Source organism: Candidatus Planktophila lacus, from assembly GCF_002288325.1.
GTDB classification, from domain to species: domain Bacteria; phylum Actinomycetota; class Actinomycetes; order Nanopelagicales; family Nanopelagicaceae; genus Planktophila; species Planktophila lacus.
This window is the reverse complement of record NZ_CP016780.1, coordinates 894836-913385: the sequence shown is the minus strand read 5'-3', so window position 1 is coordinate 913385 and position 18550 is coordinate 894836. Positions and strand designations below refer to the sequence as shown.

The following is an 18550-nucleotide window of genomic DNA, read 5'->3' as shown; positions in this document are numbered from 1 at the left end:
ATGAAAAATATAAATCTTGCTGTTATCGCAGGCGATGGAATTGGACCAGAAGTGGTTGCCCAAGGTCTTCGCGTTCTCGATAAGGTCGCCGCAAAGTACGACGTGACTTTCACTAAGACCGAATACGATCTTGGCGCAGGTTATTGGCATCGCACTGGAGAAGTTCTGCCAGATTCCGTTCTTGCTGAAATCGCTAAGGCAGATGTCATCTTGCTAGGAGCGGTTGGAGATCCAACAGTTCCAAGTGGAGTTCTAGAACGCGGATTGCTTCTTAAGCTTCGCTTCGCATTCGATCACTACATCAACTTGCGTCCTGCTGTCTTGCGCGCTGGTGTAACTGGTCCGCTTGCTACAAAGGCGCCAATCGATTTCATCGTGGTTCGTGAAGGAACCGAAGGCCCATACGTTGGCGCTGGCGGAGTTCTTGCTGAAGGAACCGATGCCGAAATCGCAACTGAAGAATCTCTAAATACCCGCCGCGGTGCTGAGCGAGTAATTCGTGATGCCTTTGCGCGCGCCGCAAAGCGCGATCGCAAGAAGTTAACGCTTGTTCACAAGAACAATGTATTAACTCGCGCTGGCAGCCTTTGGACCCGCACCTTCAATGAAGTTGCCAAAGAGTTCCCAGGTGTAACTACTGATTACCTGCACGTTGATGCCGCATCAATGTTCTTCGTTACCAACCCAGAACGCTTTGACGTTGTCGTAACCGATAACTTATTTGGAGATATCTTGACCGATATCGCAGCAGCAATCTGCGGCGGCATTGGTCTTGCAGCCTCTGGCAATATCAATCCAACCGGAGCATTTCCATCAATGTTCGAGCCAGTACACGGCTCAGCGCCAGATATCGCGGGCAAGAACTTAGCTGACCCAACTGCAACAGTTATGTCAGTTGCGATGATGATGGACCACTTGGGTTATGCAGATGCTGCTCGTGAGATCGAAGCGGCCGTAAATGCAGATTTACTAGCACGCGCTGATAAGAAGCGAAGCACTACAGAAATCGGAGATGCGCTACTCGCGCAACTTTAAAATGAAGATCAAACTAAATCCCAACGCTAAAGATGCCGCGACTCGCGATGCTTTGGTTGCCGAAGGCGGATTTGGTAAGTACTACACAGACCACATGGTTATCTGCGAATGGACGCAAGATGGTGGCTGGGCTGAACCAGAGTTAATTCCTTACGGGCCGCTCTCACTTGATCCAGCAACAGCAGTTTTCCATTATGGACAAGAGATCTTCGAAGGTATGAAGGCTTATCGCCAACCAGATGGCGGAATCGCACTATTTCGTCCTGAAGCAAATGCGCGACGCTTTGCAAAATCGGCAGCGCGTCTAGCACTTCCAGAAATGCCCGAAGCACTTTTCCTCGAAACAGTTGAAACTCTTGTAAAGCAAGATGCAGGATGGGTTCCAAATAAAGTCGGCGAATCTCTATATATACGCCCATTTATGATCGCTACCGAAGTTGGTTTAGGCGTTCGCCCATCAAATAAAGCAACTTACATTCTTATTGCAACGCCAGCGGGTGCTTACTTTGATCCATCTAAGGCAGTATCTGTTTGGATCTCAACTGAATATGTCCGCGCAGCACAAGGCGGAACTGGTGAAGCAAAGTGCGGCGGAAACTATGCGGCTTCCCTTGTTGCACAGAAGGCAGCCGCAAAAGAAGGCTGCGATCAAGTTGTTTGGATCGATGCCAAAGAGCGCAAGTGGATTGAAGAAATGGGCGGCATGAACCTTTACTTCGTAAAGGGCGAAGGCGCCGATGCAACTGTTATTACTCCAAAGTTAACCGGCACTTTATTGCCAGGTATTACTCGCGATTCAATTTTGTCCGCTGCAAAAGATCTTGGTTACAAGACCGATGAAGTGATGCTCTCTATCGACGACTGGCGCATCGGTGTTTCATCCGGTGAGATCACCGAAATCTTTGCTTGCGGTACTGCCGCTGTTGTTTCACCAGTTGGCCAAGCTAAGAGCGCAATGGGTACTTGGGTAACAGGTGATGGACAGCCTGGTGCGATCACTATGCAAATCCGCAATCATTTGCTCGCAATTCAGCACGGTACAACTGCAGATAAGCACGGCTGGGTTAAACGAGTTATCTAATGACCATCTCTGATGCTTTCCATATCTATGACACCACTCTGCGCGATGGCGCACAGCAAGAGGGTTTAAATCTTTCCGTTCACGACAAACTAACTATCGCTCGTCACCTTGATGATCTCGGCGTTGGTTTTATCGAAGGCGGTTGGCCAGGAGCTAATCCAAAGGACACCGAATTCTTTGCCCTTGCTAAGAAAGAGTTAAAGCTTAAGAACGCCATCTTTGTGGCATTCGGTGCAACTCGTCGCCCAAACGTTAAAGCTGCTGATGATGTATTACTTGGTGCGCTTCGCGATAGCGGCGCTCCTGCAGTTACCTTGGTTGCAAAGGCATTTGATCGCCACGTTGATCTTGCACTTAAGACAACGCTCGAAGAGAACCTCGCGATGATTCGCGATTCAGTAACCCACCTTCGCCAAGAAGGACAACGAGTATTTCTTGACGCTGAGCACTTCTTCGATGGCTATCGCGCCAACCGCGATTACGCACTTGAAGTAATCCGCGTTGCGATGGAAGCAGGCGCCGATGTTGCTGCGCTCTGCGATACCAATGGCGGAATGCTGCCTGATGAAATTGCCGATGTTGTTCATGATGTTTTAACTGCGACTTCTGCCCGTATCGGCATCCACTGCCACAACGACACTGGGTGTGCTGTTGCAAACTCAATGGCCGCGGTTGCTGCAGGTGCCACACACGTACAGGGAACACTTAACGGTTATGGCGAACGAACCGGAAATGCTGATCTCGTAACAATTATCGCTAACTTAGAATTAAAGAAGAAGCAATTGGTCTTGCCTCCAAACGCGCTTCGCGAATCTTTCCGAATTTCTCATGCAGTCGCAGAAGTAACCAATATTTCACCATCGGCGCGTCAACCGTACGTTGGTGTCTCCGCATTTGCACACAAGGCGGGTCTTCATGCCTCTGCAATTAAAGTCGATCCGTTCTTATACCAACATGAAGATCCTGCATCAGTCGGAAACGATATGCGAATGCTGGTTTCAGATATGGCCGGTCGCGCTTCGATCGAACTTAAATCACAAGAACTCGGCGTAGATCTTGGCGGCGATCGCGAATTAGTTGGACGCGTAGTTGATCGCGTAAAGGAGATGGAATCTCGCGGCTTTACCTTTGAAGCAGCAGATGCGTCATTCGAACTACTCTTGCTAGAAGAAATCTCTGGCAAGCGTCCTTCATTTTTCACAATTGATCACTGGCTCACAACTGTAGAGCGCGCTGAAGATCAGAGCATCGTTACGAAAGCGGAAGTAACTGTGACCGCGCAAGGTAAAGAGATCTCTTGCTCAGGCTCAGGAAACGGCCCAGTTAACGCATTCGATAACGCGCTTCGTTCTGGCTTAAAGCAGTTGTATCCAGAACTAGAAGTTCTGGAACTTACAGATTACAAAGTACGTATCCTCGAAGGACGCCTTGGCACAGGTGCGATCACCCGCGTACTTGTAGAAACTTCAGATGGCAAAGGCGAATGGAACACTGTTGGTGTTCACGAAAACGTTATTGCGGCATCTGCGATGGCACTTGAAGATGCGGTCACCTTCGGCTTACTGCGCCAAGGTCGCAAACCCGAGTAACCTTTAACGCATGGGAAGCGTTGCACTAAGCGAAATTCGCGACGCCTTTCTGAAATACCTCGAATCCGAGCGCAACCTTTCGGCCCACACAATTCGCGCCTACTTAGGCGATCTGGATTCTTTCTTCGAACACTTAGAAAAATTAGATATAACTGACTTTTCTAAACTCGAGCTTTCACATATTCGTTCTTGGCTCGCCAACCAGCAAGTCAAAGGGGGAGCGCGCACCACGCTTTCGCGTCGCGCGGTTTCGATTCGCTTATTTACTAAATGGGCAACTAAGAAGGGTTACCTAGCAAAAGATGTGGGGGCAACGCTTGCAACCCCAAAGGGTGCGCGAACTTTGCCAGAGGTATTAAACATTGCCGATGCCGGCCTAGCTATGGATGCACTTGCAACCAGGGTTGCAGATGAAGATGGACCGCTATCAAAACGTGATTGCGCGATGGTCGAAGTCTTATATGCCAGCGGTGCCCGCGTCTCTGAACTCTGCGGTCTTGATCTACAAGATATTGATTACGAGCGAAACACTATTCGCGTAATCGGTAAAGGAAATAAAGAGCGCACGATTCCGCTCGGAAATCCGGCGATGCGCGCACTCGTTGCTTGGTTAAAAGAAGGTCGCCCATCATTGGCTGGAGATAAATCAGATCGTGCCGTTTTTCTTGGAGCGCGCGGTAAGCGAATTGATCAACGCACTGTTCGCACCGTTGTTTATCAAGCGTTACAAGCTTTGGAAGGTGCAGTGAAGTTAGGACCACATGCTCTGCGCCATTCGGCAGCAACTCATCTCCTAGAAGGAGGCGCAGACCTTCGCACGGTTCAAGAAATCTTGGGACATGCATCCCTTGCAACAACCCAGATCTATACGCACGTATCAACTGAGAGACTGCAAAAAGCCTTTAAACAAGCCCACCCCCGCGCATAGAAGGTGGATTTAGCACCCCTCGGCGACAGGTAAGATTTCCCCTGCACCAGAGCCATTCTTTAAAGGAACCTTTGGTGACATCTCAGCACTTATGTATGAACTGACCAATTCAGTAATTGAAATGTCAGGGAATACAAGCCACTTCGGTCCGACTTAAGAAATTTATTTTCAAAGGTTGGTCGGCGTTGTAGGTGCGACGGGCCTAACAAATTGTTAAGCCATTAACCGAGCAGGTTTATTGCGCTGTGCGCAAAAACCTAAAAAGGAGAACGCTGCCATGGCAGTTGTAACAATGCGAGAACTCCTCGACAGTGGAGTCCACTTCGGACATCAGACACGTCGCTGGAACCCAAAGATGAAGCGCTTCATTTTCACAGAGCGCAACGGCATCTACATCATCGATATCCAGCAATCACTTGCACTTATCGATCAAGCATATGAATTCGTAAAGGACACCGTCGCAAAGGGCGGACACGTTCTATTCGTTGGAACAAAGAAGCAAGCACACGAACCAATCATGCAGCAGGCTGCACGTGTTGGAATGCCAACCGTCACCGAGCGCTGGTTGGGTGGAATGCTCACTAACTTCCCAACTGTTTACAAGCGCATTCAGCGCCTCAAGGAGCTTGAAGCTCTTGAGAATGCAAATGACCTTTTGCTTACAAAGAAAGAACTTCTTGTTCTTCGTCGTGAGCGCGAAAAGCTATTTAAGAACCTCGACGGTATCCGTCATATGACCAAGTTGCCTTCAGCAATTTGGGTTGTTGATACCAAGAAGGAGCACCTCGCAGTTGCTGAGGCAAAGAAGCTGGGAATCCCAGTTATTGCGATCCTTGATACAAACTGCGATCCCGATGAAGTTGATTACAAGATTCCAGGTAACGACGATGCAATCCGTTCAATCGGACTTCTGACACGCGTTATCACTGATGCAATTGTTGAGGGCATGAAGACTCGCACAGCAGCTGCACCTGCTCCAGATGCTGCAAAGAACGCGGCAACTGAAGCGCTTGAAAAAGAGCTACTTGAAGCAGCACCAACAACTCCGGAGGCATAAGTAAATTGGCTAACTATTCAGCAGATGATGTAAAACGTCTTCGCGAAGCAACTGCAGCAGGAATGCTCGATTGCAAGAAGGCACTTGATGAAGCAGATGGCGATTATGACAAAGCCCTCGATCTCATCCGTGTAAAAGGACTTAAGGGAGTTACCAAGCGCGAAGGTCGCTTAACTTCAAATGGTCTAGTAGTTGCAAAGGTTTCAGGAGACCTCGGCGTAATGCTCGAGCTCAACTGCGAAACAGACTTCGTTGCAAAGGGCGAGCGTTTTATCGCACTTGGTGATGAACTAGTTGATCACCTACTTGCTTCAAAGACAGCAACCGTTGAGGCATTCCTTGCTTCAACAATGTCTAATGGCAAGAGCGTTCAATCAGTTATAGATGAAGGCAACGCAACACTCGGTGAGAAGATCGAAATTCGTAACGTCGCTGTTGTAGATGGTCCAGTTGGACTTTACCTACACAAGACTTCACCAGATCTTCCACCACAAGTTGGCGTACTAGTTTCACTTGCTAAAGAAGCAGCTGAAGTTGGTAAAGATATTGCCCAGCACATCGCCGCATTCGCACCTAAGTTTGTGAATCGCGAAGATGTTCCTGCAGATCTCATCGAAAATGAGCGACGCATCGCTGAAGAAACAGCTCGCGAAGAAGGTAAGCCAGAGGCTTCACTTTCAAAGATCATCGAAGGTCGCGTAACCGGCTTCGTCAAGGAAGTTTCCTTGATCGAGCAGGCTTTCGCTAAAGATGCGAAGAAGACCGTCAAGCAGATCCTCGATGAGGCAGGAACCGCCGTCAAGGCATTCCACCGTTTCCGCGTAGGTCAGTAAACTAGCCAGAACAACGTTTTAGAAAAGGAGCACCCATGCCCGGTACAAGAGGAACGTATCGGCGGGTGCTCCTTAAACTTTCCGGAGAAGTTTTCGGGGGAGAAAAAGGCATCGGCGTAGATATCGATGTGATGCGCGATGTCGCAAAGCAAATTAAAGATGTTGTAAAAACTGGCGTGCAAATGGCAGTTGTAGTTGGTGGCGGTAATTACTTCCGCGGCGCCGAACTTCAGCAAGTTGGTATGGATCGCGCCCGCGCTGACTACATGGGAATGCTCGGAACAGTTATGAACTGTCTTGCGCTCCAAGATTTTCTAGAAAAAGAAGGCGTTGACACTCGCGTACAAACCGCGATCACCATGGGTCAAGTTGCAGAGCCTTACATTCCGCGTCGGGCAATTCGCCACCTTGAAAAAGGTCGCGTAGTAATTTTCGGCGCAGGCGCTGGAATGCCATTCTTTACAACCGACACAGTTGCCGCACAGCGCGCACTTGAAATCGGTTCTGAAGCTTTGCTTCTGGCCAAGAGCGGCGTTGATGGCGTTTATAGCGCAGATCCAAAGAAGGATGCATCAGCTACAAAGTTCGATGAGATTTCCTATAACGAAGTTCTCTCCAAATCACTCGCTGTCGCAGATGCCGCAGCGTTTAGCCTCTGCCGTGAAAATAAGCTACCGATCATCGTTTTCGATTTGATGGCAAGCGGCAATATCGCACGCGCAGTTCGTGGCGAAAAGATTGGCACGTTAGTTTCTTAATTTTAAAAAAGTTTTCCCAGAGATTTACCAAAGCTTTACCAAATTAGAGGAGTTAGAAAATGGCAGATGTAGCAAGTGCTCTAGCCGATGCTCAGAGCAAGATGGATAAGGCTGTAGAAGTTGCCAAGGATGACTTTGCAACGATCCGCACCGGTCGTGCTCACCCTGCGCTCTTCAATAAGATCATGGTTGATTATTACGGTACCTACACACCTCTTTCGCAACTAGCTTCAATTCAAGTACCCGAAGCGCGCATGGCAATCGTTGCCCCTTTTGATAAAGGAGCGATGGCGAGCATTGAAAAGGCGATCCGCGAATCAGATCTCGGTGTAAATCCCGGCAATGATGGCGTGGTTATTCGCGTTGCACTGCCACAACTTTCTGAGGAACGTCGTAAGGATTACATCAAAGTAGCCAAAGGTAAGGCGGAAGATTCAAAGGTTTCAATCCGCAATATTCGCCGTGCCGCCAAAGAACTTATGGAAAAACTCGAAAAAGATGGCGACATTGGAAAAGATGATTTAGCGCGTGGCGAGAAAGAACTTGAAAAAGTTACATCAGAGCACGTCACCAAGATCGATGAACTCTTAAAGCATAAGGAGGCTGAACTTCTAGAGGTCTAGAAGTTCTTAATACAAACAAGTGTCTGATTTACATTCGATAAACGAGGCGATTAATAAGCGTGCGGGAAGAAAACTCCTTCCTTCTATCGCTGTCTCGCTATCGCTAATCGCACTTGTTTGGTTTGCACTTGCTTATCAGCGCGCAATTTTTGCCCTAGTGGTTACGATTGCGGTAGTACTCGGAATTCGCGAGCTAAATAAAGCATTCACTGCAATTGATATTCATATTCCACTTTGGTCACTTACTACGGCTGCAGTTGGCCTATGTGCCGCTACCTGGTTCGGCGGAATCTCAGGTCTAGCCGTAGCTACTGCAATTGCCTTTCCTTGCCTCTTGGTTCTACTACTTCCACGAGGAACGGTTAACTTTGTTAAAACCGCATCCGCATCCGCACTTGCACTTGTCTATCTACCATTTTTAGCAGGCTTCTTAATCTTGTTGGCTCGCCCGAGCAATGGGCTAGAGCGCGTCATGACTTTTGTAGTCTTGGTTGGATGTAATGACACCTTCGCTTATTTAACTGGCGTACTTTTCGGCAAGCATCCACTTGCGCCAAAGATCAGTCCCAAGAAAACCATAGAAGGCTTACTTGGCTCACTTGTATTTACTATTGCAGGTGGCGCTATCGCATTTCATTACATTATGGGCGCCGAGTGGTGGTTAGGCGCACTCGCTGGACTATTAACTGTTTTCACCGCAACATCAGGAGATCTAATTGAATCTGCTCTAAAGCGCGATATGGCGATAAAAGATATGGGAAATCTCTTGCCCGGCCATGGCGGAATTATGGATCGCCTAGATTCAGTTTTGTTTGCCGCTCCTGCGCTATGGCTTGCCCTTGAAATTGTGCATCGCGCACAAGATTCAGGGATTTTATGAGCACCAGACCTGATGCAAATCCTGAACTCAAATTAGTTTTCGATGAGCCACCGCAACGCAAGAAGGCGCCAAAACATTTAGCGGACCTATCTCCTGCTGATCGCAAGATCTGGGCGAAGGAACTTGGCCTGCAACCTTTTCGTGCCTCGCAGGTTGCAACTCACTATTTCTCTCACTTATCTAATAACCCTGAAGAGTGGACCGATATCCCAACGGCTGAACGTCAATCAATTGCTGATGCGCTAACACCAAAGTTAATTCAACTTGTTACATCACGAACTACTGACAACGGCATGACCCGGAAAGATCTCTGGAAATTGCATGATGGTGTTTTAGTTGAATCTGTATTAATGCGTTATACAGATCGTGTAACCGTTTGCATCTCATCTCAAGCAGGATGCGGAATGAACTGTCCGTTCTGTGCGACCGGTCAAGCTGGTCTAACTCGAAATCTAACTGCTGGTGAAATCACCGAACAGATTGTGGCTGCAGCGCGAGCTTGTGCAAATGGCGAACTCCCTGGGGGAGAAGCGCGTCTTTCTAATATCGTGTTTATGGGAATGGGCGAGCCACTTGCAAATTACAACGCAGTTGTACGCACGCTTCGCAACATCACAGATCCAAACCCAGATGGTTTAGGAATTTCCGCTCGTTCAGTAACAGTTTCCACAGTTGGTTTGGTAAATGGGATTGAGAAGTTAATGGATGAGGGCATCAACTGCACCTTGGCGGTTTCTCTGCATACGCCAGATGATGAACTCCGCGATTCACTTGTGCCAATTAACTCGCGCTTTAATGTTCGCGAAGTTCTGGCTGCAGCCGATGCATATGAGAAGAAGACTGGGCGCCGTTATTCAATCGAGTATGCGCTAATTCGCGATATCAATGATCAATCTTGGCGCGCAGATTTATTGGGGCGTTTACTCAAGAGCCGCAACGCCCACGTGAACTTGATCCCGCTTAACCCAACGCCTGGTTCGAAATGGACCGCATCGCGCCGCGAAGACGAGGAAGAGTTTGTCCGAATCCTGGAGAACTATGGAGTTCCCGTGACTGTGCGCGATACGCGCGGGCGCGAGATAGATGGCGCCTGCGGACAGTTGGCAGCAGCCGAAAAGAGTAAATAGACTCCAAGACATGAATACACAGGGCATGAGCATCCAAGAATTGGCCGCAGTCTACGAATCTTCTACTCAATATTTTTTAAATTTGGCGCGCGGAGTAACCGCGGATCAGTTAGATGTTAAAGATGCTGAAGGTTGGTCTGCTCGTCAGATTATTCATCACTTAGCAGATTCAGAAGCGCAGTCTTATGCGCGCTTGCGTCGTTTAGTTGCAGAACCTGAAGGATCGATTATTCAAGGTTATGACGAAAATCTTTGGGCAACTGCTCCGCAACTTGGTTATGAAAGCGCACCAGTTGAAAACTCAATTGCTATCTTTGCTGCAGTACGGGCTGGTTCACTCGACATTGTTAAGCGTCTGCAAGAGTCAGATCTGGAAAAGTCTGGGGTTCACTCAGAATCCGGTCACTACACAATTGCTAAATGGTTAGAAGGTTATTCCAAACATCCAGTTGATCACGGTGATCAACTAATTCGCGCGGTAAAGGGGCAGAAGTAAAATGAAAAAGTTGCAGAACTTTGTTAATGGCAAGCTCGTTGACTCATCATCGGGTGAGACAACCACGCTGATTAACCCAGCAACAGGACAAGCATTTGCTACTGCACCGAATTCAAACGTGGCCGATGTCGATAAGGCAATGTCTGCTGCCGCTAACGCCTTCACCGAATGGCGTGATTCAACTCCTTCAGAGCGCCAACGCGCGCTCCTTAAAATTGCCGATGCGATCGAGTCTCGCGCTGATGAAATCATCGCCATTGAGTCCGAGAACTGCGGAAAGCCAATTGGACTGACTACATCTGAAGAAGTTCCACCAATGATTGATCAGATCCGCTTCTTCGCAGGCGCAGCTCGTAACTTAGAGGGCAAATCTGCTGGTGAATATATGAAGGGAATGACCTCATTTATTCGTCGCGAACCAGTTGGCGTTTGCGGCCAAGTAACACCTTGGAACTACCCAATGATGATGGCGGTTTGGAAGTGGGCACCTGCAATTGCTGCCGGTAACTCGGTTGTACTTAAGCCAAGTGATACAACTCCAGCATCAACAGTATTTATGGCCGAGATCATGGGCGAATTTTTGCCTGATGGCGTAATCAATGTGATTTGTGGTGAACGCGAAACTGGAAAAGCTGTTGTTGAGCATGCAACGCCAGCGATGGTTTCAATTACTGGTTCAGTGCGCGCGGGTATGGAAGTTGCCGGAAGCGCCGCTAAGCAGTTAAAGCGCGTTCACCTTGAACTCGGTGGTAAAGCTCCAGTTGTAGTCTTTAATGATGCAGATCTGGAAGCAGCTGCAGCAGGTATCGCGATCGCAGGATTCTTCAACTCAGGTCAAGATTGCACCGCAGCAACTCGCGTCTTGGTGCAAGAGGGTGTGTATGAAGAGATGGTCAAACTTCTCGCCCACCAAGCAACTAACGAGATCGCAGTTGGTATGCCAAATGAAGATGTCATCGTTGGTCCAGTAAATAATGCCGCTCAATTCGAGCGCGTTAAAGGTTTCCTAGATCGCGTTCCATCACATGCGCGTGTGGTCGCAGGTGGGTCAGCCCTAGATCGCGCCGGTTATTTCATCGCGCCAACTGTGATCGCAGACCTTCGTCAGCAGGATGAGCACATCCAATCTGAAATCTTCGGACCGGTCATTACGATCCAAAAATTTAAGGATGAGGCGGAAGCGATCGCGCTTTCAAACGGCGTCGAGTACGGTCTGGCTTCATCTGTCTGGACCAAGGATCACGGCACCGCGATGCGTATGGCCAAGGCCTTTGACTTCGGATGCGTCTGGATCAATACCCATATCCCAATCGTTGCCGAGATGCCACACGGCGGCTTCAAGCGCTCTGGATACGGCAAGGATCTTTCGAGCTACGGCTTCGAGGATTACACCCGCATCAAGCACGTCATGACCAACCTAAACGGGTAAAAATTAAGATAAATTTTCGCTAAATCACAGCGAAATTGTTTGGCGTGCAGGGCAAATCGGTTACATAATGAGCCCTGCACAACCGTCCCTTGTTCCGGAAAATCAAAAAGGAGCCCATCAACATGGCTAAGAAGTCACCTCTATCACCAGAAGCACGTTCAATCATCAACGCACGTGTTTCACGTCGCGCAGTTCTCGCAGGTATCGGTGGCGTTGGCGCTGCTGGTGCGCTCGCCGCATGTGGTTCAGGCGGAGATTCTGCTGCATCAGGTGAATTAGTTCGTTGGGGCAACTGGCCTCTCTACTTAGATTTCGATGAAGAAAATAAGACTTATCCAACACTCGATAAGTTCACTGAAGCAACTGGTATTGCAACTAAATACTTTGAAGATTACAACGACAACGACGAGTTCTACGGAAAAGTTCAAGCGCAGTTAAAGCTCAACGAAGATATTGGTTATGACCTAGTCAGCCCAACTGACTGGATGGCGGCTCGTTGGATTCGCCTTGGTTATGCGCAGAAGTTTGATGCTGCAAATATTCCAAATAAGACAAATATTCTCGACACTCTTGCATCACCTTCTTACGACCCAAACCGCGAATCAACACTTACCTGGCAAGGCATCATGGGTGGTTTCGGTTGGAATACTGAGAAGAACCCAAAAGGTATTCGCACTCTCGATGATCTCTTTGCTCCAGCAAATAAGGGAAAGATCGTTGTGCTCTCTGAGCTTCGCGACACAATCGGCATTATCTTGCTAGCGCAAGGTGCAGATCCTGCAACTGTTACTGAAGATCAGTACATGAATGCTGTTGATTTCATGGCTGGAAAGATTTCAGATGGTTGGATTCGCGGCGTAAAGGGCAACGAATACGCAGAAGATCTGACTTCAGGCGATGCAACAGCAGTCATCGGTTGGTCAGGAGATATGTTTATCTTGGCATCAGAGAATGAAGGCAAGTTCGACTTCGCAATTCCTGAATCAGGCGGAACTATTTCAGGTGACAACCTCTTGATCCCATCAACTGCAACTCCAGAAGCTAAGGCAAGTGCTGAAAAGTTGATCAACTGGTACTACGACCCAGCGATTGCAGCAGAGGTTGCTGCCTACGTTAACTATGTAACTCCAGTTAAGGGCGCTCAAGCTGAGATGGAAAAAATCGATCCAGATCTAGCTAAGAGCGAATACATCTTCCCAACTGAAGCAACTATGAAGAACCTCAGCGTCTTCCGTTCGCTAACACCAACAGAAGAGACTGCTTGGACCGAAGCGTTCCAGAAGGCCGCCGGCAACTAAGTGTCTTTTGACGCTAGTTCGGCGCGAGGGGATTTAATACTTACTCGAATCACTAAAGAGTATGGTGATTTCAAGGCGGTAGATGATCTTTCACTTACCATCCCTAAAGGTTCATTCTTTGCACTACTTGGACCTTCAGGGTGCGGTAAGACAACAACCTTGCGCATGATCGCAGGACTTGAAGAACCAACGATTGGCAGCATTCACTTAGGTGAAACGGATATCACGACTACAAAGCCGTATCAGCGTCCAATCAATACCGTTTTTCAGAACTACGCGCTCTTCCCACATTTAACGATCTTTGAAAATATCGCCTTCGGCCTGCGCCGTCGCGGCATTAAAGATGTTGATGCCGAAGTCAATAAAGTTCTTAACCTCGTCGAGCTTCCGCATCTGGCAGGTCGCAAACCGACTCAGCTATCTGGTGGACAGCAACAACGCATCGCACTTGCTCGTGCGATCGTTAACCGTCCAGCACTTCTACTTCTCGATGAACCACTTGGCGCGCTCGATCTTAAATTGCGTCGCCAAATGCAGATCGAACTTAAATGGATTCAGAAAGAAGTTGGTCTTACTTTCGTTCACGTAACTCACGATCAAGAAGAAGCCATGACTATGGCCGACACGATTGCGGTTATGAATGAAGGAAAGATCGAGCAGATGGGATCTCCTGCAGATCTCTATGACAATCCAGAGACCGCTTTTGTTGCGAACTTCCTCGGTCAATCAAATCTAATTAAGGGAACAATCACCGGAAACGATGGCGATTCAATCATCGCCGATCTTTATGGACAGAAGATTTCACTTCCTAAGAACCGTTCGCATGCAGTAGATAACTCAATGTATGCGGGTATTCGCCCTGAAAAATTCCGTATTTCGTTGCTAGATACACCGGTCTCCGGAAACGTTCTAACCGGCGGACGCATCGAAGATGTTTCTTACATCGGCGTATCAACCCAGTACCAGGTGGAAATGCCTTGGGGACAAGAGCTAATGGTCTTTGAACAAAATGATGATGGAGTCGCGCCATTTAATAAGGGCGATGCCGTGAACATTTCTTGGGCGCCAGTCTTCACATTCGCACTTCGCGGCGATGAAGATGTAACTGCTGGCTCTGAAGTAAATCCCGAAGATCTAGACGAAGAGTAAGTCGCAACTTCGATGCAAAAGATCAGAACGCCTTACCTCCTTCTTTTGCCAGGTTTTGCATTCCTCTTTACCTTCTTCATCCTGCCGATCGCGAATTTGGCACAGACATCTACCCAGACGCCCTTAAGCGGGGGAGATACCGGCCAATACGAACAAACCTTCCGATTCGCAAACTATATCGATGCCTTTATAGAGAATAAGGAACAGTTCGGCCGCTCATTTATCTACGCACTTATCGCAACGTTGCTAGCGCTAGCGATCTCTTATCCGCTGGCCTATGCAATCGCCTTTAAATCAGGCAAATATAAAAACTTCTTCTTAGTTCTAGTCGTCGCTCCGTTCTTTACATCTTTCATTCTTCGCACAGTTGCCTGGAAGCAGATACTTGGTGAAGAAGGATTCGTAGTTCCGACTCTGCGAACAATCGGAATTATCAGCGATAGCACGACTTTAACTTCAACCGCCTTTGCAGTGGTCATGGGTATGACCTATAACTTCTTGCCCTTTATGACCTTGCCGCTATATGCCTCGATCGATCGTATTGATCCACGCACGCTTGAGGCATCAGGTGATCTATATGCCAATGGATTTACTACCTTCCGTAAAGTCACTCTGCCTCTATCAATGCCAGGTGTAGTTGCCGGAACGTTGCTGACATTTATTCCAGCAGCCGGTGACTATGTAAATGCTGCGATCTTGGGCAGCCCAAATACCAAGATGATCGGTAACGTTATTGAATCTCGCTACTTCAAGATTGTTGATTACCCAACTGCCGCCGCACTTTCATTTACCTTGATGGCCGCAATCTTGATCTTGGTAACGCTCTATATCCGCAAGGCCGGAACGGAGGAGTTGGTATGAGCAAGAAGATCGCTGAAGCAAAAGCGCCAACAATTTCTCCGGTTCTTAGATTCCAACGTTGGTTTGGACGTAATTTAATCCGCGTTTATATGTTCTTGGCCTTCACCTATCTCTTTATTCCAGTTGCCTACACCTTTGCATTCTCATTTAATGATTCCGGAAAAAGCAACCTAATCTGGAAGGGCTTTACTCTCGATAATTGGCAGAACCCTTGTGGTGCACCTGAAGTCTGTAACGCCTTAGCAAATTCGATCAAGATCGGCCTACTGGCAACGATCTTCTCAACGATCCTCGGAACAATGATTGCATTTGCAATAGGCCGCCATAAATTTAGAGGCAGATCAACCTCAAATCTTTTGATCTTTTTACCGATGGCTACCCCTGAAATTGTCCTTGGCGCATCGTTGCTTTCTCTCTTCCTGGTACTTCACATCAACCCAGGATTTTGGCCAACTGTTATTGCGCATGTGGTTTTCTGTATCTCCTTCGTTGTAGTTACAGTGAAGGCGCGAATCGCCAGCCTTGATCCGCGACTTGAACAAGCTGCGATGGATTTGTATGCCAATGAATTTCAAACTTTCCGCCGAGTAACACTTCCGCTGGTAGCACCTGGTATTGCAGGCGCTGCGCTATTGGCATTTAGTCTTTCCTTTGACGACTTTATTATTACCAATTTCAACTCAGGAACTGTTATAACTTTTCCCAAATTTGTTTATACAGCGGCCGCTCGCGGTATCCCCGCCCAAGCAAATGTAATTGCCTCAAGCATGTTCTTCCTTGCCCTTGCGATAGTTCTGGCGGGTCAGATAGTAAATCGCCGTAAAGCCCGCTAATATAAAGCGATATCTATAACGAACCACAGGTTGTAAATCAGGAAACCTGCGTTATGGGGTTGGACTCCGGAGGACCCGGGACAACTACTAGTAGTAATTGAAGAGGTGATTTCCGGGCGCTCCCGGAAAAAGCGATGGCTACCATCGATCCTTCTATTCTTAAACATTTATCGCAGATGCAACCCCAGCTCTATTGGTTGGATGAAGATCCACTAGAGCCACTTCCACATCCAACTCTTATCGGCGATGTGACATCTGATCTGTGCATTGTTGGTGCCGGTTACACCGGTCTCTGGACTGCGCTCTTAGCAAAGGAAGCAAATCCCGAGCGCGAAGTTGTTGTTGTCGAACAACGCGAAACGGGCGCGGGCGCTTCCGGTCGTAACGGCGGTTTCTGCAGTTACTCGCTCACCCATGGATTCATGAATGGGTATGGCCGATTTAAAGATGAGATGGCTGTCATTGAAAAGCTAGGTCGTGAGAATTTAGATGCTATCGAGGCGACGATAAAGAAGTACGGCATCGAATGTGATTTCGAATGGAACGGTGAACTTCGAGTTGCAGTTGAAGATTGGCAGATGAAGGGCTTAGAGGAAGAAGCCAATCTCCGAAATTCATTCGGAGACAACGTTGAACTCTTATCTCAGCAACAAATTCAATCCCGAATTAAATCTCCAATCTACAAAGGAGCTCTCTGGGATCCTGACGGAACTGCTCTAGTTGATCCGGCCCGATTAGTTTGGGGGCTAGAGCGAGCATGCATAAGCCTGGGTGTAAAGATATTTGAAAATTCACGCGTTGATCGTTTAGAGCGCACCAAGAACGGCATGATCGTTCACACTCCATATGGAAGCGTTTATGCCACAAAGGTTGCACTTGCTACAAATGTTTTCAAGTCACTGATTAAGCGCGCGCATAAATATGTAGTACCTGTCTATGACTTCCAACTAGTTACCGAACCTTTGAGCGCGGAACAACTCGAATCTATCGGTTGGGATGAGCGCGAAGGTCTATCTGATGCGGGTAATCAGTTCCATTACTATCGAATGACAAAAGATAATGAAATTCTTTGGGGTGGATACGATGCCATCTACAACTTCCGCGGCAAAGTGCGCCAAGAGTATGAAACAGATGCCGAAACTTATGCTCATCTGGCAGAAGCATTCTTAGAAACCTTCCCGCAACTTAGAGGAATTAAGTTCACCCATGGTTGGGGAGGAGCAATCGATACTTGTTCGCGCTTCTCGCCTTTCTGGGGGATGGCTTATCGAGGACGCGTGGCATATGTATTGGGTTACACAGGTTTGGGTGTTGGTTCAACGCGCTTTGGCGCCCAGGTAATGCTCGATTTGTTAGACGGTAAAGATAATGAACGAACCAGATTAAAGATGGTTCGCAAGAAGCCGATGCCATTTCCACCTGAACCTCTCAGATTCATTTTTATCCGCCTCACACAGTGGTCGATCAATCAGGCAGATAAACACCAGGGCAAGCGCAACCTCTGGCTAAAACTCCTGGATTCGCTTGGCCTTGGGTTCGATTCTTAATCATTAGCAACTATCCTTAACCAATGGCAAACCACGGCAATATGTATGGACCAAGTTTTACATTTCTCGGTATCCAACAATGCGATCTCGATGATCCAAAGTCTTATGCCGATGCCGATGTAATAATTGTTGGCGCACCAATTGATTCCGGAACTTCACATCGCTCCGGCACTAAGTTTGGTCCGCAAGCAATTCGCGGTGGAGATTATCTGCCACATGATGCTGAGCGCCCACACCTTGCCCTGCGCATCGATGCGCTCAAGGCGTTAAAGGTTTATGACGCAGGCGATTTGCTGATGCCACCTGGAGATCTAGTTTCATCCTTAAAAGTTTTAGAAGAAGCGACTGAAAAGATTTCGCGCGCTGGAAAGATTCCAGTAATTCTTGGGGGAGACCACTCGATCGCTTCAGCAGATGTTGCAGGTATTGCAAAACACCGCGGCCTTGGCAAAATTTCCATGATCCACTTCGATGCTCATGCTGATACAGGTGAAGATCAATTTGGTGCGCTGATAGGCCACGGAACTCCTATGCGCCGCTTAATTGAATCAGGCCAGGTTCGTGGCGATCGCTTCCTGCAACTAGGGCTTCGCGGATATTGGCCAGATGACAAGACTTTAAATTGGATGCGCGATCAAGGTATGCGCTCATACGAGATGACAGAAATCCATCACCGCGGGCTCAATAAAGTTCTTGATGAATCCTTTGCAACCCTTACCGATGGATGCGATGGCGTATTTCTCTCAGTGGATATAGATGTGGTTGATCCAGGCATGGCTCCAGGCACCGGAACTCCCGAACCAGGTGGAATGACTAGCCGTGAACTACTTGAAGCAGTGCGTCGTATCTGTCTAGAACTTCCCGTTGTCGGAATTGATGTCGTTGAAGTTGCTCCTCCATTTGATAGCGCTGATATCACCGCAATTCTTGCCAACCGCGTTGTATTAGAAGCTTTATCTGCGATCGCAAAACGTCGTAGCGGAACTCCGTATTCACCAACGCAAAATCTTCTCGATAGATAGTTAA

At 48.1% G+C, this 18550-nt stretch carries 18 protein-coding genes; all 18 read left to right on the top strand.

All coding sequences use genetic code 11. The features are described from left to right. The 18 genes from A1sIIB106_RS04590 (at window position 1) to speB (ending at window position 18546) form a co-directional block, all read left to right on the top strand. Entirely contained in the window at window positions 1-1035 is a 1035-nt protein-coding gene (locus A1sIIB106_RS04590; protein WP_095677524.1) for a 3-isopropylmalate dehydrogenase, read from the top strand. Window position 1036: 1 nt separating this feature from the next. Further along, window positions 1037-2116, top strand: a complete 1080-nt coding sequence (locus tag A1sIIB106_RS04585; protein ID WP_095677875.1) for a branched-chain amino acid aminotransferase — start codon at window positions 1037-1039, stop codon at window positions 2114-2116. Next, the gene (cimA, locus tag A1sIIB106_RS04580) at window positions 2116-3705 is read left to right on the top strand and encodes a citramalate synthase (protein ID WP_095677523.1); all 1590 of its coding nucleotides are present in this window, start codon (window positions 2116-2118) and stop codon (window positions 3703-3705) included. The genes A1sIIB106_RS04585 and cimA overlap by 1 nt, the downstream gene beginning before the upstream one ends. 10 nt (window positions 3706-3715) lie before the next feature. After that, on the top strand, window positions 3716-4633 hold the full coding sequence (locus A1sIIB106_RS04575; protein WP_095677522.1) for a tyrosine recombinase XerC: 918 nt from the start codon (window positions 3716-3718) through the stop codon (window positions 4631-4633). Window positions 4634-4910: 277 nt separating this feature from the next. Beyond that, window positions 4911-5690, top strand: coding sequence for a 30S ribosomal protein S2 (rpsB, locus tag A1sIIB106_RS04570; protein WP_095677521.1), 780 nt, complete (start codon window positions 4911-4913; stop codon window positions 5688-5690). A 5-nt stretch (window positions 5691-5695) separates the two neighbouring features. Further along, window positions 5696-6523, top strand: a complete 828-nt coding sequence (gene tsf, locus A1sIIB106_RS04565; protein WP_095671307.1) for a translation elongation factor Ts — start codon at window positions 5696-5698, stop codon at window positions 6521-6523. Window positions 6524-6558: 35 nt separating this feature from the next. Beyond that, window positions 6559-7281, top strand: coding sequence for a UMP kinase (gene pyrH, locus A1sIIB106_RS04560; RefSeq protein WP_095671306.1), 723 nt, complete (start codon window positions 6559-6561; stop codon window positions 7279-7281). A gap of 59 nt (window positions 7282-7340) precedes the next feature. Beyond that, entirely contained in the window at window positions 7341-7904 is a 564-nt protein-coding gene (gene frr, locus A1sIIB106_RS04555) for a ribosome recycling factor (RefSeq protein ID WP_095671305.1), read from the top strand. 19 nt (window positions 7905-7923) lie between these two features. Then, complete coding sequence (locus A1sIIB106_RS04550) at window positions 7924-8784, top strand: phosphatidate cytidylyltransferase (RefSeq protein ID WP_095677520.1); 861 nt, start codon at window positions 7924-7926, stop codon at window positions 8782-8784. Then, window positions 8781-9911, top strand: a complete 1131-nt coding sequence (rlmN, locus tag A1sIIB106_RS04545; protein WP_095677519.1) for a dual-specificity RNA methyltransferase RlmN — start codon at window positions 8781-8783, stop codon at window positions 9909-9911. The genes A1sIIB106_RS04550 and rlmN overlap by 4 nt, the downstream gene beginning before the upstream one ends. Before the next feature lie 10 nt (window positions 9912-9921). Further along, the gene (locus A1sIIB106_RS04540; RefSeq protein WP_223299473.1) at window positions 9922-10407 is read left to right on the top strand and encodes a DinB family protein; all 486 of its coding nucleotides are present in this window, start codon (window positions 9922-9924) and stop codon (window positions 10405-10407) included. Between the two features lies 1 nt (window position 10408). Further along, window positions 10409-11836 (top strand): gamma-aminobutyraldehyde dehydrogenase, encoded by a 1428-nt coding sequence (locus A1sIIB106_RS04535; protein WP_095677517.1) that lies wholly within the window; start codon window positions 10409-10411, stop codon window positions 11834-11836. 122 nt (window positions 11837-11958) lie between these two features. Beyond that, the gene (locus A1sIIB106_RS04530; protein ID WP_095677516.1) at window positions 11959-13134 is read left to right on the top strand and encodes an ABC transporter substrate-binding protein; all 1176 of its coding nucleotides are present in this window, start codon (window positions 11959-11961) and stop codon (window positions 13132-13134) included. Next, window positions 13135-14283 carry an ABC transporter ATP-binding protein gene (locus A1sIIB106_RS04525; RefSeq protein WP_095671299.1) on the top strand — a complete coding sequence of 383 codons (1149 nt, stop codon included), beginning with the start codon at window positions 13135-13137 and terminating at the stop codon, window positions 14281-14283. It abuts the gene before it with no gap. Between the two features lie 12 nt (window positions 14284-14295). Beyond that, a complete protein-coding gene (locus A1sIIB106_RS04520) occupies window positions 14296-15144 on the top strand; it encodes an ABC transporter permease (protein ID WP_095677515.1) in 849 nt (282 codons plus the stop codon). After that, a complete protein-coding gene (locus A1sIIB106_RS04515) occupies window positions 15141-15977 on the top strand; it encodes an ABC transporter permease (protein ID WP_095677514.1) in 837 nt (278 codons plus the stop codon). The genes A1sIIB106_RS04520 and A1sIIB106_RS04515 overlap by 4 nt, the downstream gene beginning before the upstream one ends. A gap of 134 nt (window positions 15978-16111) precedes the next feature. Then, window positions 16112-17524 (top strand): NAD(P)/FAD-dependent oxidoreductase, encoded by a 1413-nt coding sequence (locus A1sIIB106_RS04510; protein WP_095677513.1) that lies wholly within the window; start codon window positions 16112-16114, stop codon window positions 17522-17524. Between the two features lie 23 nt (window positions 17525-17547). Next, window positions 17548-18546, top strand: a complete 999-nt coding sequence (gene speB / locus A1sIIB106_RS04505; protein ID WP_095677512.1) for an agmatinase — start codon at window positions 17548-17550, stop codon at window positions 18544-18546. Window positions 18547-18550 lie beyond the last annotated feature (4 nt).